The 19,186-nt window shown below is 72.4% G+C and carries 20 protein-coding genes; 9 read left to right on the plus strand and 11 right to left on the minus strand.

Annotation, left to right across the window (positions count from 1 at the left end; translation table 11 throughout):
* The 4 genes from ACZ63I_RS18105 to ACZ63I_RS18120 are packed head-to-tail and all read right to left on the minus strand — an operon-like array spanning position 1 to position 3,165.
* The gene (locus tag ACZ63I_RS18105; RefSeq protein WP_469339714.1) at positions 1-936 is read right to left on the minus strand and encodes a DODA-type extradiol aromatic ring-opening family dioxygenase; all 936 of its coding nucleotides are present in this window, start codon (positions 934-936) and stop codon (positions 1-3) included.
* Positions 933-1,811, minus strand: coding sequence for an alpha/beta fold hydrolase (locus ACZ63I_RS18110; protein ID WP_469339715.1), 879 nt, complete (start codon positions 1,809-1,811; stop codon positions 933-935). The genes ACZ63I_RS18105 and ACZ63I_RS18110 overlap by 4 nt, the downstream gene beginning before the upstream one ends.
* A complete protein-coding gene (locus tag ACZ63I_RS18115) occupies positions 1,808-2,311 on the minus strand; it encodes a cupin domain-containing protein (RefSeq protein WP_469339716.1) in 504 nt (167 codons plus the stop codon). Before ACZ63I_RS18115 ends, ACZ63I_RS18110 begins: the two co-directional genes overlap by 4 nt.
* On the minus strand, positions 2,311-3,165 hold the full coding sequence (locus ACZ63I_RS18120; protein ID WP_469339718.1) for an SDR family oxidoreductase: 855 nt from the start codon (positions 3,163-3,165) through the stop codon (positions 2,311-2,313). The genes ACZ63I_RS18115 and ACZ63I_RS18120 overlap by 1 nt, the downstream gene beginning before the upstream one ends.
* A 2-nt stretch (positions 3,166-3,167) precedes the next feature.
* On the opposite strand from ACZ63I_RS18120, the gene ACZ63I_RS18125 reads away from it, so the two are divergent.
* The 3 genes from ACZ63I_RS18125 (at position 3,168) to ACZ63I_RS18135 (ending at position 6,141) form a co-directional block, all read left to right on the plus strand.
* Entirely contained in the window at positions 3,168-3,941 is a 774-nt protein-coding gene (locus ACZ63I_RS18125; RefSeq protein ID WP_469339719.1) for an IclR family transcriptional regulator, read from the plus strand.
* Positions 3,942-4,111: 170 nt separating this feature from the next.
* Complete coding sequence (locus ACZ63I_RS18130) at positions 4,112-4,576, plus strand: cupin domain-containing protein (protein WP_469339720.1); 465 nt, start codon at positions 4,112-4,114, stop codon at positions 4,574-4,576.
* Between the two features lie 2 nt (positions 4,577-4,578).
* Positions 4,579-6,141 carry a flavin-containing monooxygenase gene (locus tag ACZ63I_RS18135; protein WP_469339722.1) on the plus strand — a complete coding sequence of 521 codons (1,563 nt, stop codon included), beginning with the start codon at positions 4,579-4,581 and terminating at the stop codon, positions 6,139-6,141.
* Here ACZ63I_RS18135 and ACZ63I_RS18140 read toward each other — a convergent pair.
* Positions 6,118-7,548, minus strand: coding sequence for a dihydrolipoyl dehydrogenase family protein (locus ACZ63I_RS18140; protein WP_469339725.1), 1,431 nt, complete (start codon positions 7,546-7,548; stop codon positions 6,118-6,120). The two genes, ACZ63I_RS18135 and ACZ63I_RS18140, sit on opposite strands and share 24 nt — an antisense overlap.
* 141 nt (positions 7,549-7,689) lie before the next feature.
* On the opposite strand from ACZ63I_RS18140, the gene trxA reads away from it, so the two are divergent.
* Positions 7,690-8,085, plus strand: a complete 396-nt coding sequence (trxA, locus tag ACZ63I_RS18145; RefSeq protein WP_041993750.1) for a thioredoxin — start codon at positions 7,690-7,692, stop codon at positions 8,083-8,085.
* A gap of 37 nt (positions 8,086-8,122) precedes the next feature.
* Here the strand turns inward: trxA and ACZ63I_RS18150 are convergent, their stop codons facing one another.
* Complete coding sequence (locus ACZ63I_RS18150) at positions 8,123-9,316, minus strand: thiolase family protein (protein ID WP_469339726.1); 1,194 nt, start codon at positions 9,314-9,316, stop codon at positions 8,123-8,125.
* Positions 9,317-9,458: 142 nt separating this feature from the next.
* Positions 9,459-9,737: a hypothetical protein gene (locus ACZ63I_RS18155; RefSeq protein WP_469339728.1), complete on the minus strand. Its 279-nt coding sequence runs from the start codon at positions 9,735-9,737 to the stop codon at positions 9,459-9,461.
* A gap of 171 nt (positions 9,738-9,908) precedes the next feature.
* Here ACZ63I_RS18155 and ACZ63I_RS18160 point away from each other — a divergent pair, with 171 nt between their 5' ends.
* Complete coding sequence (locus tag ACZ63I_RS18160) at positions 9,909-10,373, plus strand: type II toxin-antitoxin system PemK/MazF family toxin (RefSeq protein ID WP_469339729.1); 465 nt, start codon at positions 9,909-9,911, stop codon at positions 10,371-10,373.
* Between the two features lie 220 nt (positions 10,374-10,593).
* Here the strand turns inward: ACZ63I_RS18160 and ACZ63I_RS18165 are convergent, their stop codons facing one another.
* Positions 10,594-11,412: a TIGR02452 family protein gene (locus tag ACZ63I_RS18165; RefSeq protein WP_469339730.1), complete on the minus strand. Its 819-nt coding sequence runs from the start codon at positions 11,410-11,412 to the stop codon at positions 10,594-10,596.
* A 171-nt stretch (positions 11,413-11,583) separates the two neighbouring features.
* Here ACZ63I_RS18165 and egtA point away from each other — a divergent pair, with 171 nt between their 5' ends.
* From egtA to egtD, 4 genes are read left to right on the plus strand one after another with little or no spacing between them, the layout of a single operon-like run.
* Entirely contained in the window at positions 11,584-12,894 is a 1,311-nt protein-coding gene (gene egtA / locus ACZ63I_RS18170) for an ergothioneine biosynthesis glutamate--cysteine ligase EgtA (protein ID WP_469339731.1), read from the plus strand.
* Positions 12,891-14,282 (plus strand): ergothioneine biosynthesis protein EgtB, encoded by a 1,392-nt coding sequence (gene egtB / locus ACZ63I_RS18175; RefSeq protein ID WP_469339733.1) that lies wholly within the window; start codon positions 12,891-12,893, stop codon positions 14,280-14,282. The genes egtA and egtB overlap by 4 nt, the downstream gene beginning before the upstream one ends.
* Positions 14,282-15,037 carry an ergothioneine biosynthesis protein EgtC gene (gene egtC, locus ACZ63I_RS18180; protein WP_469339734.1) on the plus strand — a complete coding sequence of 252 codons (756 nt, stop codon included), beginning with the start codon at positions 14,282-14,284 and terminating at the stop codon, positions 15,035-15,037. Before egtB ends, egtC begins: the two co-directional genes overlap by 1 nt.
* Positions 15,034-15,996 (plus strand): L-histidine N(alpha)-methyltransferase, encoded by a 963-nt coding sequence (egtD, locus tag ACZ63I_RS18185; protein WP_469339735.1) that lies wholly within the window; start codon positions 15,034-15,036, stop codon positions 15,994-15,996. The genes egtC and egtD overlap by 4 nt, the downstream gene beginning before the upstream one ends.
* Here the strand turns inward: egtD and ACZ63I_RS18190 are convergent.
* From ACZ63I_RS18190 to ACZ63I_RS18200, 3 genes are all read right to left on the minus strand, one after another.
* Positions 15,891-16,778, minus strand: a complete 888-nt coding sequence (locus ACZ63I_RS18190) for a lysophospholipid acyltransferase family protein (RefSeq protein WP_469339737.1) — start codon at positions 16,776-16,778, stop codon at positions 15,891-15,893. The genes egtD and ACZ63I_RS18190 overlap by 106 nt on opposite strands.
* Positions 16,775-17,611, minus strand: coding sequence for a GNAT family N-acetyltransferase (locus ACZ63I_RS18195; RefSeq protein ID WP_469339739.1), 837 nt, complete (start codon positions 17,609-17,611; stop codon positions 16,775-16,777). Before ACZ63I_RS18195 ends, ACZ63I_RS18190 begins: the two co-directional genes overlap by 4 nt.
* Before the next feature lie 235 nt (positions 17,612-17,846).
* The gene (locus tag ACZ63I_RS18200; protein WP_469339960.1) at positions 17,847-19,106 is read right to left on the minus strand and encodes an extracellular solute-binding protein; all 1,260 of its coding nucleotides are present in this window, start codon (positions 19,104-19,106) and stop codon (positions 17,847-17,849) included.
* Positions 19,107-19,186: the final 80 nt, after the last annotated feature.

The following is a 19,186-nucleotide window of genomic DNA, read 5'->3' on the forward strand; positions in this document are numbered from 1 at the left end:
TCAGCCGACCTCGAAGGTGGTCCCGATGCCCATGCCCGTGATCCACTCGGGCACCGGCTCGTAACTGGTCCACACGAGCGGCTTCCGTACGGCGGCCAGGCCCGTCAGCCAGGTGCGGATCTCGTGCCCGCCGCTGCCGGCGCTCTTCTCCAGGCTCTCGTCGCCCAGATCCGCGATCGAGGCGAGGTCGCCCGAGGTGAGCCGCTCCAGGAACCACCCGTCCCAGGTGGAGTTGACGGGGCGGGTGGGGTCGCCGCCCATGGCCCGGACGCGCGGCTCGCGCGCCGAGGCGAACGCGTGGGCGTCCTTGCGGCCGTGGATCATCGCTTCGCGGCGTTCGCCGACCACCGAGGGGTCGCGCGGGTCGTTGGACGGCAGCCAGTGCGACAGTCCGCCGCTGGCCACGAGGAGGACCCGGCCGGGGAACGCGGACCCGCGGATCGCGGAGCCGAGCGCCTCACCGATGAGGACGCAGCGCCGCATGCCGGGCAGCGGCGGGGCGGCGGTGTTGACGACCAGCGGCACCAGCGGGATGTCGGCTCCGCCGGTGGCCATCTCGTAACTCTGCACGACACCGTGGTCGAGGGTGAGCGCGTACGACAGCGCCACGTCGAACCCGGCCTCGTCCAGGCCGTCGCGTATCGACCACGCCAGCTCCGAGGCGACCGGCAAAGGGCCCGCCCTGCTGCCGAAGTCGCCGAATCCGTCGGCCTCTTCGACGCCGAGGACGAACGGCGGCATCACGTCGTAGAAGTTCGCGTGGAAGTGGTCGGGGCCGATCGCGACGACGGCGTCGGGCGCCAGCCGGGCGACGGCCTCGGTCACCCGGGCGGCCTCGGCGAGGAACGTCCCCCCGGGTTGCGACGGCTCCTGCGGCGGCAGCAGGGTCGCGAACGGGGAGTGGGACATGGCGACGAGGCCGATGATCTCGCTCATGCCGGGTCCTTTCCGTGGATGAGGAAGTCGCGGTGGGCGCGCAGGTATTCGTCGGGCTTCTCCCACTGCGGCCAGTGGCCCGCGTCCGCGATCACGTGCAGCCGGGCGTCGGGCAGCCACTCCAGCAGCATGGCGGCCTCGTCGAGCCCGCCCGTCGGGTCGTGTTCGGTCCACAGGAGCAGCGTGGGGGCGGTGACGTGGCCGACCCACGCCGGGTCCCAGGCGAAGTCCTTGCGGATCTCCGGGTCCTGCAGGACGAGTGTGTTGGTCATGGCCCGCAGAAAGCCGGGCCGGCCGTAGACCGCGCGCCGCAGGTTGACCAGCTCGTCCGTCACCATCTCCTTGTGGTGGAACAGGAATTCGACACGACGGCGCACCGTCTCGTCGCTCGGGTCCCGCACGGCGGCCAGGGTGCTGTCGCGCATCTTGGCCATCACGTCCGGCTTGTTGGCGATGTTGCCGGGGGTGTTCAACACCAGCCGGGCCACCCGGTCCGGGTGGTGCGCGGCCGTCCACGCGACGACCCAGCCGCCGAGCGACTCACCCGACAGGTGCGCCGCTTCGATGCCCAACGCGTCCATCGTGCCGAGCAGATGGCCGGACAGCACGTCGATCGTGTACGGCCGGTCCGGCAGCCCGGACCAGCCGTGGCCGACCATGTCGTACGCGGTGACGCGGAAGTCCGCGGCCAGTTCCGCGATGTCGCGGGCGTACGCCTCAAGGTGTCCGCCGGTGCCGTGCAGCAGGACCAGGTCGGGGCCCGAGCCGGCGCGCAGTACCCGGGTGCGGACACCGTCCACCTCGACATGGCGCAATTCGTGGTCCACATCGCCGAGTTCGCCCCAGATGCTGATGTGCGCGGGCAGCTCGCTCATGATGTGTCCTCCCCGAACCGGGCGCGGGCCTCTTCGACGGTCACCAGTCCGGCGCTCTGCCGGCGGCCGACGCCCAACAGGCCCAGCAGGCGGGAGTTCTCGATGGTCAGGAACTCGACCGGGTGCTCGGTCGAGTCGTTGTAGTGGCGGTGCCAGGTCCACGGCGGGGTGTAGACGAAGTCCCCGGCCGACCAGGAGGCGGTCTCGTCCTCGATCTCGCTGTGGCCGTCGCCCGAGATCACGAAGTGCACCGTCTCGTGGTGGTGGCGTTGCATGTCCGAGCTGAGCCCCGGCGGGATGGTCTGCCGGAAGATCTCGAAGGTGGCGGTCGGCAGCTTGCCCGCGATCGACAGGGTGGTCGGGTTGTGCACCTGGTCGGCGGGAAGCGTCTCCAGCTCCGCGGCCCGTACGACGACGGGGTGCGCCGTGCTCGGCCTGACGGTGCTGGAGATCGCGCCGAGGAAGTCGGCCATGGTGAAGTGGGGTCCTGACTGGGCCATCAGATCGTTTCCGTCCTTCCGCCGTCCACTGTGAGAACGGTTCCGTTGACGTAGCTCGCGGCGTCGGAGGCCAGGAAGGCCACGGCTGCCCCGATCTCCTCGGGGTGCCCGGCCCGCCCCGCGGGGACGCTCGCCGCGTCGGCCGCTTCGAGATCGGCGTAGTCGGTGCCGGTCGCCCTGGCGCGGCCGTCCAGGATCTGCGTACGGCGTTCGGTCGCTGTAGCGCCCGGTGCGACGCAGTTGACGGTGACGCCCTCGGCCGCGAACTCCCGGGAGAGCAGCTTGGCGGCGGCCGTGAGCGCGGACCGCAGGACGACGGACACCGCGAGGTCCTGCTGCGGCTGCCGCACCGCCGTGGAGGTCACGAAGACCGCCCGGCCGAAGCCCCTGGCGGCCATGGGCGGGAGCGCGAGCCGGGCCAGCCGCAGCGGTCCGAGGACGAGCAGTTCGTACGACTCCCGCCACTGCTCGTCCGTGACGTCCAGGACCCGGCCGGGCGGCGGCCCGCCCGCGTTGAGCACCAGCACGTCGAGAGCGCCGTACAGGCATTCCGTCTCCTTCAGCGCCGCCTGCGCCGCGCCGGGGTCGGACACGTCGTTCACCAGGGTGTGGACAGGGGCGCCGGTCTGCTCGCGGAGCCGGGCGGCCGCGGCGTCGAGCGCGTCGGCGCGGCGGCCGGTGATGACGACGCGGTGGCCGGCGCCGGCCAGTTGGGCGGCGGTCGCGTAGCCGATGCCGGCGGCGCCGCCGCCGACGAGAGCGGTCCGAGTGGTGATGGCGGCCTCCCGTATCCGAATGCCTTTCCGCTGAACGCGGTTGGCGCTAGCGTGCCCCCTGTGAACGCGCGGAGCCAACGATGAGTCCCGCTCAGCGGGACGGCGACAGCAGCGCCGGAGCGATGGGCGGCCTCGACCGCGCCGCGGCGATTTTTGACGCCTTCGACGCCACGCACCGCGAACTGACCCTCGGGGCCCTGGTCGCGCGGTGCTGCATGCCGCGGTCGACCACGCACCGCACCGCCGACCGGATGATCCGTATGGGCTGGCTGGACAAACCGGCGGACCGCTACCGGATCGGCAAACGCCTCTTCGAGATCTCCAGCCTCGCCCCGATCCGGCACGAACTGCGCGAGGCTGTCCTGCCGTTCCTCCAGGATCTGCACCACGCGACCAGGATCACCGTGCAGCTCGGGGTGCTCGCCGAAGCGCAGATCCTGGTCGTCGAGAAGATCACCGGACACCTCGCGATGCCCATGCTGTCGCAGGCCGGTGGCACCATCCCCGCCTACTGCTCGGCGCTGGGCCGCGCGATCCTCGCGTACGCGGACGCCGCGACCGTCGACTCGGTCCTCGAAGCGCGGCTGCCCGCGCGGACACCGCGCACGCTGACCAGCGCCGTCGCCATCAGACGCGAGCTGGCCGAGATCCCGGCCCGCGGCTGGGCGGTGGAGCGGGAGGAGGGCAACATCGGGGTGAGCTGTGTGGCAGCCCCGGTCTTCGGGCCGCTCGGGGAGGTGGTCGCGGCGCTGTCCGTCACCGGCCCGAACCGGCTCGTACGGGCCGACCGGATCGGTCCCGCGGTCCGGCTGGCGGCGGCCGCCGCGTCGAGGGCGTACTCGACCCGCCGCTGACCCCCGCCGCTGACTCCCGCCAAGGCCCGCCGCCGAGGCCCGCCGCTGACGCCTGCCGAGGGAACCGTCCCGGTGAGCGGGACGGTTGTTTGCGCAACTCCCGTGGCGGACCCACGCTGTGACCAATCACACCGACGACATGGCGGTGCGGCGACCTCAAGGAGACGATGGTGACTCTCGGCGGTGGCTACATGCTCCCCTCGCGCGACGGCCGTTCGATCGCGGCGATCGGGCTCGGCATCACGGTGAAGACCGACGGCAAGTCGACGCACGACGCCTACTCGCTCTTCGAATACGCGGTCCCGCCGGAGACCGCGGGTCCGCCCCCGCACATCCACACCCGCGAGGACGAGTCCTTCATCTGCCTCTCCGGACGGCTCGACGTCCATCTCGGCGGCGAGGACTTCGTACTGGAGCACGGCGACTACCTGTTCCTGCCGCGCGACGTGGTGCACACCTTCCGCAACTCCTCCAAGGAGGAGTCGCGGGTCATCTCCGTGGTCTCACCGGCAGGTCTTGAGGGGTACTACCAGGCGCTCGCGGACATGCCTCCCGGTCCCAAGGACATCTCCGTCATGAAGCGGATCATGGGCGACTTCGGCATCGAGCTGCGACTGCCCCCCGAGGTCCAGTAGCCATGAGGATCGCGATCATCGGCGCCGGCGTCGCCGGCCTCGCCACCGCCAAGGTGCTCACGCAGGCCGGGCACGAGGTCCGGGTCTTCGACAAGTCCCCTGACGTCGGCGGAGTCTGGAGCCGTACGCGGCGCTACCCCGGCGTGACCACGCAGAGCCCCAAGACGCAGTACTCGCTCTCGGACTTCCCGATGCCCAAGGACTACCCCGAGTGGCCCACCGGCGCGCAGATCCAGGCGTATCTCGCCGCGTACGCCGCCGAGTTCGGCCTCGAAGGCAGCCTGCGGCTCGACACCGAGGTGACGGCCGCCGAGCAGGCCGCCGACGGCCGGTGGACGATCGAGACCCGGAGCCCCGAGGGCGCGGAACCGGGCGAGACCTTCGACCGTCTCGTCGTGGCCAACGGCGTGTTCTGCGAGCCGGCCGTACCGTCCTACCCGGGCACGGCGGAGTTCACGGCAGCCGGCGGACGCCTCTGCGCGGGCTCCGAGTTCCACGACGCCGAGGAGGCTCGCGGCAAGCACGCTCTCGTCGTGGGCTACGGCAAGTCGGCGTGCGATGTCGCCGTGCCGATCAGCAAGGTGGCGGCGGACACGCACGTGATCGCCCGGCAACTGCTGTGGAAGGTGCCGCGGAAGATCGCCGGGTTCCTCAACTTCAAGATGCTGCTGCTGACCCGCCTCGGCGAGGCCCTGTTCCGCTACATCCGGCTGCGCGGTTTCGAGAGGTTCCTGCACGGCCCCGGCAACGGTCTGCGCCGCAGGATGCTCAACTCCATCGGCTCGGTGTCGGTACGGCAGTTCAAGCTCGGAAAGCTCGGTCTGACACCGCAGGGCGACATGGAGGACATCGTCCGCGGCGCGATCGGGCTGGTGACGGAGGGATTCTTCGAGGGCGTCGCCGACGGCACCATCTCCGTCCACCGCGACCGGACCATCACCCGTCTCCTCGCCGAAGGCGGCTCCCCGTACGCCGAGTTGAGCGACGGTACGACGCTCAGGGCCGACCTCGTCGTCTGCGCCACCGGCTACACCCAGGGCGTCCCGTTCCTCACCGCCGACGTGCAGAAACGGCTGCTGGACGAGCGCGGGAACTTCATGCTCTACCGGCAGATCCTGCCCGTAGACGTGCCCGGCCTGTACTTCAACGGCTACAACTCCTCGTTCTTCAGCCCGTTGAACGCGGAGATGGCCGCGGTCTGGATCGCCGCAGACCTGGCGGGCGCGGTACACCTCCCCGACCCCCCAGCAGTCCGCCAGGCGGTCGTCGACCAACTCGCCTTCCTGGACGCGGCCTTGAACAAGCACCACTGCCGGGGCACGAAGATCATCCCGTTCTCGATGCACAACGTGGACGAGGTACTGAGCGACCTGGACCTGAACATCAAACCACTGTCCCGGGCGTCCCACTGGCTCAACCCGATCGACCCGGCGGCGTACCGGGACGTCACACCAACGCTCCTGAAACGCCTGGCATCCGGTCGGCAGCAGCCTGGAACGACGGCCGCCGCCGACCGTGCACGACAATCCACTGACGGGGCGTCAGCCCCGGTACGTCTCCAGTAGGCGGAGCCAGATCTCGCTGATGGTGGGGTAGGCAGGGACCGCGTGCCAGAGGCGGTTGATGGGGACCTCGCCGGCTACCGCGATCGTCGCCGAGTGGAGCATCTCGCCCACCGCTGGGCCCGCGAAGGTCACGCCGCGGAGGATTTCCTCGTCCAGGTCGACGATCATGCGGGCGTGGCCGGTGTAGCCGTCCGCGTAGAGGCCCGCGCCTGCTACGCCGCTCATGTCGTAGTCGACCGCGCGGACGCGGTGGCCCGCCGCTTCGGCTTCGGCGAGGGTGAGGCCCACCGAGGCGATCTCCGGGTCGGTGAAGACGACTTGGGTGACGGCCGCGTGGTCGGCGGTGGCCGAGTGGGCGCCCCAGCGGTCGGTTTCCAGGAGGGGGACGTGCTGGGCCCTGGCGGCGATGGCGGCGCCGGCGATACGGGCCTGGTACTTGCCCTGGTGGGTCAGCAGGGCGCGGTGGTTGACGTCGCCGACCGCGTAGAGCCAGTCGCTGCCCTTGGCGCGGCAACTGTCGTCGACCTCGATCCAGTCGCCGGGCTTGAGGCCGACCGTCTCCATGCCGAGGTCGTCGGTGCGCGGGGCGCGGCCGGTGGCGAAGAGGATTTCGTCCGCCTCGATACGTTCGCCGCTGTCCAGCACCGCGGTGACGGGGCCGCTGCCGCCGTCCCGTTCCACCTGGGTGACGGAGGTGTTCGTACGGACCGACACGCCGGCCTCGGTCAGGGACTCGGCGAGCAGCTTGCCGGCGAAGGGCTCCATGTTCGGCAGCAGCCCGTCGCCGCGTACCAGGAGGGTGACCTCGGAGCCGAGCGCCCGCCATGCCGTGGTCATCTCCACGCCGACCACTCCGCCGCCCACGACCACGAGCCGGTCGGGGACATGCTGGGAGCTGGTCGCCTCGCGGCTGGTCCAGGGTTTCGCGCCAGCCAGGCCCGGCAGGTCGGGCAGGACCGCGCGGCTGCCGACGCACACGGCGACGGCGTGCCGGGCGGTGAGCACCTGCTCATCGCCCTCCGGCGTCGTGACCACGACCTTCTTCGGTCCGGCGAGGCGCCCGTGGCCCCGGTAGAGGGCGGTGCCGGTGCTCTCGACCCACGCGACCTGGCCGTCGTCCTTCCAGTCGGACGTGTATTCGTTCCGGTGGGCGAGTACGGCGGCGGCGTCGAGCGGGCCCTGCACGGACTGCCTGAGGCCCGGCACCCTGCGCGCCTCCGCGCGGGCGATCGCCGGGCGGAGCAGTGCCTTGCTCGGCATACAGGCCCAGTACGAGCATTCGCCGCCGACCAGCTCGCTCTCGACGATCGCCGCGCTCAGCCCATTGGCCCTGGCGCGGTCGGCCACGTTCTCCCCGACCGGTCCCGCACCCAGCACCACAACGTCGTAATCCATGGCATCCGTCATGGGGTCAGTCTGGTCCGGGCGGGCCCGCATGGCCACACGATCTTCGGGAACGGTCCAGGAATACGGCTCAGGAATACGGCGGTGGCAGCAGCCGTTGTGCGAGGCGGCTCCCACCGGTGAATCAGGAAGAGGTAGCAGGCAATGGCCACAGTGGAACTCACGAAGGAAAACTTCGACCAGACCGTGTCGGAGAACGACTTCATTCTGATCGACTTCTGGGCTTCCTGGTGCGGACCGTGCCGCCAGTTCGCCCCCGTCTACGAGTCGGCGTCGGAGCGCCACGGAGACCTCGTCTTCGCGAAGGTCGACACGGAGGCCCAGCAGGAGCTGGCCGCCGCGTTCGAGATCCGCTCCATCCCGACGCTGATGATCGTCCGTGACAACGTCGCGGTGTTCGCCCAGCCGGGTGCGCTGCCAGAGACGGCCCTGGAGGACGTGATCGGCCAGGCCCGCGCGCTGGACATGGACGAGGTCCGCAAGTCCGTCGCGAAGGCCGAGGCCGAGGGCGACAACAAGCACGTCGAGAACCAGGGCTGAGCCTGACCGCCAGTAGCCCTTGCCCTCGGCGGTCCCGTCAGCGCTCCAGTACCAGCGCCAGGCCCTGGCCCACCCCGATGCAGAGGGCTGCCAGGCCGGTGCCCGCACCGGCCGCGGCAAGCTGATGGGCCACGGCTCCCGCCAGCCGGGCGCCTGACGCGCCGAGCGGATGGCCGATGGCGATGGCGCCGCCGCGCGGGTTGACGAGCCGCGGGTCGAGTTCGGGCCATTCGGCGAGGCAGCCGAGCGACTGGGCGGCGAACGCCTCGTTGAGTTCGAAGGTGGTCAGGTCGGCGAACGACCGGCCGGCCTTCGTGAGCGCCCGCTGGACGGCTTCGACCGGGCCGAGCCCGAAGAGCTGCGGCTCGATGCCGGTGACGGCGGACGCACTGATCCGGGCCAGGGGTTCGCGGCCCGTCTCGCGCAGCCCGTCCTCGTCCACGATGAGCAGGGCCGCCGCGCCGTCGTTGAGCGGGGACGCGTTGCCGGCCGTCACCGTACCGCCGCCCTCGGTGCGGAAGGCCGGCTTGAGCTTGGCCAGGGCCTCCATCGACGTACTGTCGCGGATGCACTCGTCGCGGGCGAGTTCCACGCCCGGGTACGGGACGACCTCGCCCTCGTAGAGTCCGGCGGCCCACGCCTCGGCGGCCTTGCGGTGGCTGGCGAGCGCGAAGGCGTCCTGCTCCTCGCGGGTGATGCCGTGTTTGTCGGCGATCTGCTCGGCGCCCTCGCCGAGCGCCACGGTCCACTCGGCCGGCATGGCCGGGTTGGTCATCCGCCAGCCGAGCGTCGTGGAGTGCAACTGCTGGTGCCCGGCGGGAAACGCGCGCTCCGGCTTCCGCAGCACCCAGGGCGCGCGGGACATCGACTCGACGCCGCCCGCCAGGACGACGGAGGCGTCGCCGAGCGCGACGGCGCGCGCCGCCTGGATGACCGCCTCAAGTCCGGACCCGCAGAGCCGGTTGACCGTCACACCCGGCACGGAGACCGGCAGACCGGCCAGCAGGACGGCCATCCGCGCGACGTCCCTGTTGTCCTCGCCCGCGCCGTTCGCGTCCCCGAAGATCACGTCGTCGATCCTGGCCGGATCGAGCGCCGGGGTGCGTTCGACCAGCGAGCGCACCACCTGGGCCGCGAGATCGTCGGGACGTACGGAGGCGAGCGCCCCGCCGAACCTGCCGATCGGGGTGCGGACGGCGTCGACGACGTAGACATCCCGGATGGTGGTCATCGGATCTGCGGACCCCTTCGACGCGGCGGCTCTGCCGGGAAACCCGGCCGGGCGGCCGTGCGAACGGTCGTTCACAGCGGCCAGCGCGAGTCTCCGCCCGTCGGCGGGCCACTGTCAACGCGCCTTCAGGACGGCCTCGGGATCAGCTCGGGCTCGCGTCCACCACCCGCGCCGACAGGCCGTAGTCCACTTCCTGGCCGTCGATCAGCAGCGCCTCCACGGTGTGGGTCTGCGGATCGATGTCGGCCTCCATGCCGTTGCCCGCGTAACGCGGGTAGCCGGAGGCACCGATGTCGCCGGTCGCCTCCACGACGGCCGAGCGCAACGCCTGCGCGTCGTCGGGCGGTCCTTCGGAGCCGTCGGCGTGCTCGGCGTGTTCTGCGACCAACAGGATCTCGAAGCGCTGCGGAACGATAGTCATGCGGGTGACGCTAGCCCCTTCCCCGCCCCGTTCGGCGGGTACGGCGCGCGGGCCGGTGCGCGGACCGGTACGACCGGCGCGTGGACACGCCCCGGATCGTCCGGCATCGTCCCGGATCGTCGGGGTGACCCGCCCGGCGGCGGGCCGCACGCAGGTCCTAACGTCTTGCGGATGACGCCCTTTCCCAGCGCCCAGGACCATGCCGACAGCGACTTCCCCGGCCGCGGCGGCCCCACCGCCACGACGGAGGCCGAGCCCCGCGAGGTGGGTCCGGTACGCACCGAGTACGCGCCCGCCCACGACGGCGACCCCGACCCCGGCGAGATCGTCTGGACCTGGGTGCCGTACGAGGAGAACGACGGACGCGGCAAGGACCGGCCGGTCCTGGTCGTCGCCCGTGAGCGCGGCGGCACGCTGCTCGCCGTCCAGCTCTCCAGCAAGAGCCACAACCAGGACCGCGACTGGGTGCCGATCGGGGTCGGCCCGTGGGACCGCGCGGGCCGCGACTCGTGGGTGGCGATCGACCGGGTCATGCGGCTCCACGAGGCAGGCATGCGGCGCGAGGCCTGCGCCCTCGACAGGGGCCGCTTCAACCTCGTCGTGAACCGGCTGAAGGAGCGCTACGGCTGGACCTGAGCGGTCCGGAGCCCAGCGGCAGGCGCCGGGGTGAGGTCCGCCGCCCCCGGCGTGGCAGGACCGCGCGCCGCTGGCAGACCGGCCTCTGCCGCCCGCCGCCCGCCGCAAGGGCGTAGGCGCGGCCGGGCCCGGTGTGCGCCGGGCCGCCCTGCGCGTAGCGCCAGCGCTGCCCCGGCACGGGCCAGGTCCGGCGGCCAGGTCCGGCGTTCAGACCCTGCGGTCACGCCAGCACCTCGCGGAACGCCGACAGCGTCGTACCCGCCTTCGTACGGTCCAGCACCGCGAAGACCGTCTCGTCGAAGTGCCCGGCGAACCGCCCCTCCCCGGTGAGCAGCGCCCGGAAGGTCTCGGCCACCTGGGCGGGGTCGTTCTGGAAGACCCCGCAGCCCCAGGCGCCCAGCACCAACCGCCGGTATCCGCACTCCGCCGCCGTCTCCAGGACCCGCGCGGCCCTGGAGGCCAGCGCGGCGGGGACGCGGTGGCTCTCGTCGGGGACGCGCCGCGCGATCACTCCGGCGTTCGGCGCGGGCGACGTGAGGAAGCCGGCCTGGAACGGGGCGGCAAGCAGCCGGCCGCTGTCGTCGCGGAAGACCGGCACTCCGGGCGAGTGGATCACCCGGTCGGTGTAGAACGGGTCCCGGTCTTCGCGGTGGTGTGCGTAGAACTCGGGCGCGCGCAGCAGCGTGGCGTAGAGCGCGGAGGCCCGGCAGAGTGCTTCCTCCTGGGCCTGTGCGCCGTTCAGATAGCCGCCGCCGGGGTTACGCGCGGAGGCGAAGTTCAGCACGGCCACCGGGCCGGGCGCCGCCGCCGTCAGCCGCGCGGCGGCCGCCAGGCTGCTCTCGCCCGTCACCTCGACGGCCCCCTTTCGGCCACCGTCCAGGGCGACGGTGACCGGCTCGGGCCCGTACATCCGGGTGGCGGCGAGCGCGGCGTCGAGCGCCGGGCGTATCAGCACGTCAGAGCCGTCGGGGCCGCGGTAGCTGCCTGCCCCGACGATCTCCTCGGTCTCCTTTGCGATCCCCCGCAGTCGCGCACTCATGTGCGGGATCATGCGTGAGCGATCACCTCCGGGGCAACCGGATTTCTGACGATTCGGTGACTCAAGGGCACTCTTGTGCGAACTGGCAGGAGTGGCCTTAGGTTGGACCGGAGCGCTTCGTCCCGACCCCGGGACGAAGTCGGTCACGGTCTTCGACAGGAGGATCCGGCCATGCCATCCGACCGTTTGATCGACGCGGAACAACCGCTCGGCGAGGACGACGCCGAGGCGCTGTTGCGCGGCATATGTTTCAAGACCGGGCCACCGCGCACCGTGGGTGTGGAACTGGAATGGCTCGTACACGATCTGCGCGACCCGCGAAACCCCGTCCCTGTCCACCGCCTCGAAGCCGCCTTCGACGGCCTGCGGACCCTGCCGCTGACCTCGGCACTGACCTTCGAACCCGGCGGCCAACTGGAGCTCAGCTCCCAGCCCGCCGCCTCCCTGATGGAGTGCGTCGCCACCACGTCGGCCGACCTGGATCTCGTCCGCCCGGCGCTGCGTACGGCGGGCCTCGCACTCGCCGGTTTCGGACAGGACCCCTGGCATCTTCCGCAGCGCATGCTGCACGCGCCCCGCTACGACGCGATGGAGGCGTATCTCGACCGGATCGGCACCGCCGGCCGGGCGATGATGCGCACCACCGCGTCCGTCCAGGTGTGCCTGGACGCGGGGCACGAGGAGCCGGGTCCGCTCGGCTACGCGCGACGCTGGCAGCTCGCCCATCTGCTCGGGGCGGTGCTGGTCGCGGCCTTCGCCAATTCGCCGATGCGCGAGGGGAGGCGGACCGGCTGGCGCTCCACCCGGCAGGCGATGTGGGCCGAGCTCGACCCGGCCCGCACGGCCGCGCCTTCGCTGCGGCTCGAACCGCGGGCCGCGTGGGCCGCGCACGCCCTGGACGCGCCGGTGATGTGTGTCCAGACGCCGGAGGGCCCCTGGCACGTGCCGGACGGGGTCTCGTTCCGTGACTGGATCAGATCGGGGCTGCCGCGCCCGCCGCTGCGCGCCGATCTCGACTACCACGTCACCACGCTCTTCCCGCCGGCCAGACCGCGCGGCCATCTGGAGCTGCGGATGATCGACGCGCAGCCGGGTGAGGACGGGTGGCTGGTGCCGCTCGCCGTCACGACCGCGCTGTTCGACGATCCGGAAGCGGCCGAGAGCGTGTACCGCGCCGTCAAGCCGCTGGCCGACGCCGCGGGCCCCGGGCCCGCGCCCGGCAACCCGCTGTGGGTCAGAGCGGCCCGTGACGGACTCGCGGACCCCGAACTGCACGCGACGGCCGTCACCTGTTTCGCGCTCGCCCAGGAGGCGCTGCCGCGCGTCGGGGCCAGTACCGCGATCCAGGAGGCCGTCGCCGCCTTCACCGAACGCTTCGTGGTGCGGGGCCGATGTCCCGCCGACGAGCTGCGCGTCTCCGGAAGCGTCCCCGAACGCGTCTCGGAACGCGTCTTCGAACCTGAGAAGGATCTCCGCTCATGACCGACCGAACCGCCGGGACCCCGCAAGCTCCGCGGGCCCCGCGAGCGACCATCACCGAGATATCCGCCGACTCCGCCGAGGCGCTGCGCCGCCGCGCCGTCGAGTCGCTGACCACCGCACGTGCCCGTACGGCCCTGCTGACCTCCTGCGTCGACGACCACGACCTGACGGCGCAGCACTCGCCGCTGATGTCGCCCCTGGTGTGGGACCTGGCGCACATCGGCAACCAGGAGGAGCAGTGGCTGCTGCGCACCGTCGGCGGCGGTGACGCGCTGCGCCCCGAGATCGACTCCGTCTACGACGCCTTCGAGCACCCGCGCTCCGAGCGGCCCACGCTGCCGCTGCTGGCGCCCGCCGAGGCGCGCGCCTACGCCTCCGACGTACGGGGGCGGGTGCTCGACATCATCGAGCGCGCGCCGCTGAACGGGGGCGGCGGCGCGCTGCTGGACGCCGGTTTCGCCTTCGGGATGATCGCGCAGCACGAGCAGCAGCACGACGAGACCATGCTCATCACGCACCAGCTCCGCACGGGCCCTGCGGCGCTGACCGCGCCCGAGCCGCCCGCCGGTGGCACGGCGGGGCTGCCCGCCGAGGTGCTGGTGCCGGCCGGGCGCTTCACGATGGGCACCACGGCCGAGCCGTGGGCGCTGGACAACGAACGCCCGGCGCACCAGCGGCTCGTGCCGGCGTTCTTCATCGACACCGTGCCGGTGACCAACGGCGACTATCTGCGCTTCGTCGAGGACGGCGGCTACACCGACGAGCGGTGGTGGGCCCCGGAGGGCTGGGCCCAGATCCGCGAGCACTCCATCGGCGCGCCGCAGTTCTGGCGGCGCGAGGCAGGCCAGTGGCTGCGCCGCCGCTTCGGCGCGGTCGAGCCGGTGCCGATGGACGAGCCGGTGCTGCATGTGAGCTGGTACGAGGCCGACGCGTACGCCCGCTGGGCGGGGCGCAGGCTGCCCAGCGAGGAGGAGTGGGAGAAGGCGGCGCGCTGGGACCCGGCCACCGGGCGCTCGCTGCGTTTCCCGTGGGGCGACGAGGAGCCGACGCCGGACCACGCCAACCTGGGCCAGCGCCATCTGCGCCCCGCGCCGGCCGGCAGCTATCCGCGCGGGGCTTCGCCGCTCGGGGTGCGCCAGCTCATCGGGGACGTCTGGGAGTGGACGTCGAGCGACTTCCTGCCGTACCCGGGCTTCGTCGCGTTCCCGTACCGGGAGTACTCGGAAGTGTTCTTCGGCAGCGCGCACAAGGTGCTGCGCGGTGGTTCGTTCGCGGTGGACGCCGTCGCCTGCCGGGGCACGTTCCGCAACTGGGACCTGCCGGTCAGGCGGCAGATCTTCGCCGGGTTCCGCACGGCGCGGGACGCGGCTCCAGGGGAGGGCGCCTGATGTGCCGCCATCTCGCCCGGCTCGGCCCGCCGGCGGCGCTGGGCGAGGTGCTGGTGGCACCGGCCCACGCGCTGTACCGGCAGTCGTGGGAGCCGCGCAGGCAGCGGCACGGCACGGTGAACGCCGACGGGTTCGGGGTCGGCTGGTACGCGGAAGGCGATCCGGCGCCGGCCCGCTACCGGCGGGCCGGGCCGATCTGGGCCGATCTCGGCTTCACCGATCTGGCCAGGGTGGTCCGTACGACCGCGCTGCTCGCCGCCGTACGGGACGCGACGGAGCCGGGCGCCGACGGAGAGGCGGCGGCCGCGCCCTTCGCCTCCGGGCCCTGGCTGTTCAGCCACAACGGGGCGGTCAAGGGCTGGCCGGGGAGTCTGGCGGCGCTCGCCGCCGGGCTGCCCGCCGAGGAGCTGCTGTCGCTGGCGGCCCGCACCGATTCCGCACTCGTGTGGGCGCTGATCCTGCACCGGCTGCGGCGCGGCGACTCGCTCGGCGAGGCGCTGGCCGACACCGTGGCCGAGGTGGCCGCCGCCGCGCCGGCGTCCCGGCTCAATCTGCTGCTCACCGACGGCGGCACGATCGCGGCGACCGCCTGGGGCGACACGCTCTGGACGCTCGTCGGGCCCGACGAGGGTGTGGTGGTCGCCTCCGAGCCGTACGACGACGATCCGCGCTGGCGCGAGATCCCCGACCGGACGCTGGTCGTCGCCACCCGCACCGACCTGACGCTGACCCCCCTCAAGGAGCCCCCCGCGTGAGCCCCTTCCACCTGACCCGCACCCTGCCCGAGGACGCCACGGACGCCGCGCTGCGCGCCGATGTGCGCGCGGGCCTGACCCGTACGCCCAAGACACTGCCGCCCAAGTGGTTCTACGACGCGCGCGGCAGCGAACTGTTCGAGGAGATCACCCGGCTGCCCGAGTACTACCCGACCCGCGCGGAGCGGGAGATCCTGCTGGCCAGGGCCGGGGAGATCGCGGCGGCGAGCGGCGCGAGCACCCTGGTCGAGCTGGGTTCCGGCTCGTCCGAGAAGACCCGCCACCTGCTCGACGCGCTGAAGGGACTGCACAGTTACGTGCCGGTCGACGTGAGCGGGAGCGCGCTGACCGGGGCGGCGGAGGCGCTGATCGCCGACCGCCCCGACCTGCGGGTGCACGCGCTGATCGCCGACTTCACCGCCGGTCTGGAGCTGCCCGCCACACCGGGGCCGCGGCTGGTCGCCTTCCTCGGCGGCACCGTCGGCAATCTGCTGCCCGCCGAGCGCGCCGGGTTCCTCGCGTCGGTGCGCGCGCTGCTGGAACCGGGCGACACGCTGCTGCTCGGTACGGACCTGGTGAAGGACGAGTCCACGCTGGTCAGCGCCTACGACGACGCGGCCGGTGTGACGGCGGCCTTCAACAAGAACGTCCTGACGGTCATGGACCGCGAGCTGGGCGCCGACTTCGACCCCGCCGACTTCGAGCATGTGGCGCGCTGGGACCGGGAGCAGGAGTGGATCGAGATGCGGCTGCGGGCGCGCCGCGCCCTCACCGTGAAGATCCCCGAGCTGGATCTGCTGGTCCACTTCGAGGCCGGTGAGGAGGTCCGTACGGAGGTGTCGGCGAAGTTCCGTCAGGACGGCGTACGCGCGGAGCTGGCCGCGGCGGGGATGGAGCTGACGCACTGGTGGACCGATGAGGCGGGACGGTTCGCGCTGTCGCTCGCGACGGTGAGCTGACCCGCGAGGGCGAGCGTGCGGCGGTCGGTGTGCAGACCGGCGGGGATCAGCGGCAGGACCGTGATCTCCGCCGTGAGCCCGCCGGCCGTCGCGATCCGCCACAGCGAGGCGGTCAGGGTGTCGTCGCCGACGAACGCCGGCGCACCGGAGCGGTGTCCTTCAGGCCCCCGGTAGGTGATCCGGACGGGCCGTACGGGCACCCCCGCGTTCAGCGCGGCCTGGAACACCGCCGGGGTGAAGCGGCCGCGGCCGCCGCCGCACCAGGTGCACGCCTCGGGGAAGACGATCACCCGTGAGCCGTCGGTGAGCGCCCCGGCGAGGGTGCGTACGGTCGCGGGCAGCGCCCGCAGCCGCTCGCGCTCGACGAAGAGGGTGCCGCCGCGCGCCGCCACCCCGCCGAGGACGGGCCAGTGCCGTATCTCGCTCTTGGCCAGCATCCGGCCGGGCAGGACGGCCGCGATCAGCGGGATGTCGAGCCAGGAGATGTGGTTGGCGACCACCAGCACCCCGCTCCCCCGCCCCGGCGGGTCCGGGCGCCCGGCTCCGACGATCCGCACCCGCAGGCCGAACGCTCTGAGCAGGGCGCGCGCCCAGTGCCGGGTGAGCCGGTCACGGGGCGCCGCGCCGAGCGTGGCGATCAGCGGCGCCGCCAGGACGCCGGCGAGCAGGACGGTCAGCCCCGTCAGCACCCGGCCCGCCGCCACCGCCGTACGGGCGGCGGGGCCGTGGTGCGTGCCGCAGCCGCGCGGGGTGCAGGGCGCGGTGGGCAGCCAGCCGCTCATGCCGCCGGTACGAGCGACAGGAAGTGCCGCAGGTAGCGCGGGTCGGTACGGCGCATCGACAGCAGGACGTAGAGGTCGGCGACGCCGAACTCGGGGTCGTGCGCGGGCGCGCCGCACACCCAGGCGCCGAGCCGCAGATAGCCGCGCAGCAGGGGCGGCAGCTCGGTCCTGGGGGCGGGGCGCCCGGTGTCCTGCGGGGTCCACGGGCGCAGCGGGGTGACCCGGTACTCCTCGGGTGCGAGGTGCTTGTCGCGTACGGTGCGCCAGGTCGAAGCGGCGAGCGCGCCGCCGTCGGCGAGCGGGACCGAGCAGCAGCCGGCGAGCCAGGTGTGGCCGCTGCCGGTCATGTAGCGGGCGAGTCCGGCCCAGATGAGGCTGATGACGGCGCCGGTGCGGTGCGCGGGGTGGACGCAGGAGCGGCCGACCTCGACGAGGTCGTCGCGGATCGGGCCGAGCCGGGAGAGGTCGAACTCGCTGTCGGAGTAGAGCCGTCCGGCGGCGCGTGCGCGGTCGGGGGGCAGCAGCCGGTACGTGCCGACGACTTCGCCGGTGCGCTCCTCGCGTACCAGCAGGTGGTCGCAGTACGCGTCGAACGCGTCGCTGTCGTGGCCGGGTTCGGAGCTGTCGAGTTTGGCGCCCAGTTCGCCGGCGAAGACCTGGTGGCGCAGCCGCTGGGCGGCGCGTACGTCGGCCAGGTCGCGGGCGAGGGAGACCACGTAGCGGAGTTCGGCGGCGGGCCGGCCGGGGACGACCGGGGCGGGTGCGGCGGGTGCGGTCGCCGGGGGTGCGGCGGGTGCGGTGGGGAGGAGCGGGGCGGGGACGGCGGCGGGCATGGGTGTCTCCTGTGCCGGTGGGAAAGGCGGCGACCGGGCCCGCCGCGTGCTGCGGCGGTCCGGCACCTCGTTTCTTCCGTCACCGGCTGGATTTGACATGACCACACGGCGGAAAGCGGATGTGGGACGGCTGAATGCCGGGGGTGGTGCACCGGCGCGCGCCTCCGCCGGCGCGTCCGACCCGTGCGGCCCACCGGTGGTCCGCACCCGGTGATGCCACCCGTGCGCCCCCGGATCAGCCGGAGGTGAGCGCCGTGGTGATCAGCTCCGACGCCGCCTTGGCGGCCTTCTTCGGGTCCTGGCCCTCCAGCACGTCGGTCATGTACGGCTTGATCGGGTTCTTGGCCTCGACGCTGGCCCACTGCGGCGAGTTGGGGGTGGCCCGGCCGCGCGCGGCGCCGACGGCCATCGCCGCCGTACTCTCGTCGCCGCTGATGACCCCGGCGAGGGTCGTCTTGTTGGGGACGTAGCTCATGGTCCGCGCGAGGTCCGTCTGCCACTTCTCGCCGGCGAGCGCCTCGACCACGTCGGTGGCCGCCGTGCCGTGGCTGGTGTTCTTCGGGACGATCAGGTCGGATCCGCCGGTGAACACGGCGCCGGGCGCGTCGGCCGTCTTGCCGGGGATCGGGAAGAAGCCCAGCTTGCCCTTGAGGTCGGGGTTCTTCTCCTCGATGATCCGGGCCGAGCTGGGGGTGGAGATGATCTGGGCGACATCGCCCTTGGCGAAGACGTCGGCCTGCGGCGGCGTGGCCTCGTCGGAGTTCTTCGGCCCGTCGCCCAGGGCCTGCAACTGCTTGTAGAAGGCCATGCCCCGCAGCGCCGCGGGGGTGTCGAGGGTGCCGCGCCAGTTGCTGCTGCCGTCCTCGACGGCCAGCTCGCCGCCCTCGTCCCAGATGAAGCCGGCCAGGCTGTACCAGTCCTGGCCCGCGAGGTAGATGCCCTGCGTCTCACCGGTGTTGAGCGCGGTGGTGTCGGCGATCCATTCGTCCCGGGTCTTGGGCAGTTTGTCGATGCCGGCCGCCTCGAACAGGTCCTTGTTGTAGATCACGATGCGGTTGGCGGCGTACCAGGGGATGCCGTACTGGTCCCCTTCGATCCGGCCCGGCTGGGCGAGGCCGGGCAGCCAGTCCTCGCTGCCGAGGTCGCGTACCGACTCCAGGGTCAGCCCGCGCAGGTGCGAGGTCTCGGCGTACTGGGCGACCTGGGTGTTGCCGACCTCGATGACGTCCGGCGGGTCCTCGCTGTCCAGCGCCGCCAGGACCTTGTCACCGATCCCTGTCCACTCCTGGATCTTGACGTCGAGGGTGACCTTGGGGTGCGACTTCTCGTACGAGGTCACGAAGCGCTTGAGGAACGCGTCGGACACGCTGTCCTTCATCAGCCAGACCGTGACGGTCGGCGAGTCGTCCTTGCCTCCCCCCGGCAGCGAGCCGCAACCGCTGAGGGCGACGGCGGACACCAGCGCCGCGGAACAGACAAGACAGCGGTTCTTCACGTAGGTCACCTTCTGCGTGATGGCACGGGAGCGTGGCGCAACGAGGAAACCCGACATGGGGGGAGCGAACATTGTTCGCA

Source organism: Streptomyces sp. NPDC087906, from assembly GCF_055584925.1.

Excerpts from the sequence above, each read along its gene's own strand:
- ACZ63I_RS18105 (WP_469339714.1), bottom strand. The coding sequence starts at position 936 with ATGAGCGAGATCATCGGCCTCGTCGCCATGTCCCACTCCCCGTTCGCG.
- ACZ63I_RS18110 (WP_469339715.1), bottom strand. The coding sequence starts at position 1,811 with ATGAGCGAGCTGCCCGCGCACATCAGCATCTGGGGCGAACTCGGCGAT.
- ACZ63I_RS18115 (WP_469339716.1), bottom strand. The coding sequence starts at position 2,311 with ATGGCCCAGTCAGGACCCCACTTCACCATGGCCGACTTCCTCGGCGCG.
- ACZ63I_RS18125 (WP_469339719.1), top strand. The coding sequence starts at position 3,168 with ATGAGTCCCGCTCAGCGGGACGGCGACAGCAGCGCCGGAGCGATGGGC.
- ACZ63I_RS18135 (WP_469339722.1), top strand. The coding sequence starts at position 4,579 with ATGAGGATCGCGATCATCGGCGCCGGCGTCGCCGGCCTCGCCACCGCC.
- ACZ63I_RS18140 (WP_469339725.1), bottom strand. The coding sequence starts at position 7,548 with ATGACGGATGCCATGGATTACGACGTTGTGGTGCTGGGTGCGGGACCG.
- trxA (WP_041993750.1), top strand. The coding sequence starts at position 7,690 with ATGGCCACAGTGGAACTCACGAAGGAAAACTTCGACCAGACCGTGTCG.
- ACZ63I_RS18150 (WP_469339726.1), bottom strand. The coding sequence starts at position 9,316 with ATGACCACCATCCGGGATGTCTACGTCGTCGACGCCGTCCGCACCCCG.
- ACZ63I_RS18155 (WP_469339728.1), bottom strand. The coding sequence starts at position 9,737 with ATGACTATCGTTCCGCAGCGCTTCGAGATCCTGTTGGTCGCAGAACAC.
- ACZ63I_RS18160 (WP_469339729.1), top strand. The coding sequence starts at position 9,909 with ATGACGCCCTTTCCCAGCGCCCAGGACCATGCCGACAGCGACTTCCCC.
- ACZ63I_RS18165 (WP_469339730.1), bottom strand. The coding sequence starts at position 11,412 with ATGAGTGCGCGACTGCGGGGGATCGCAAAGGAGACCGAGGAGATCGTC.
- egtA (WP_469339731.1), top strand. The coding sequence starts at position 11,584 with ATGCCATCCGACCGTTTGATCGACGCGGAACAACCGCTCGGCGAGGAC.
- egtB (WP_469339733.1), top strand. The coding sequence starts at position 12,891 with ATGACCGACCGAACCGCCGGGACCCCGCAAGCTCCGCGGGCCCCGCGA.
- egtC (WP_469339734.1), top strand. The coding sequence starts at position 14,282 with ATGTGCCGCCATCTCGCCCGGCTCGGCCCGCCGGCGGCGCTGGGCGAG.
- ACZ63I_RS18190 (WP_469339737.1), bottom strand. The coding sequence starts at position 16,778 with ATGAGCGGCTGGCTGCCCACCGCGCCCTGCACCCCGCGCGGCTGCGGC.
- ACZ63I_RS18195 (WP_469339739.1), bottom strand. The coding sequence starts at position 17,611 with ATGCCCGCCGCCGTCCCCGCCCCGCTCCTCCCCACCGCACCCGCCGCA.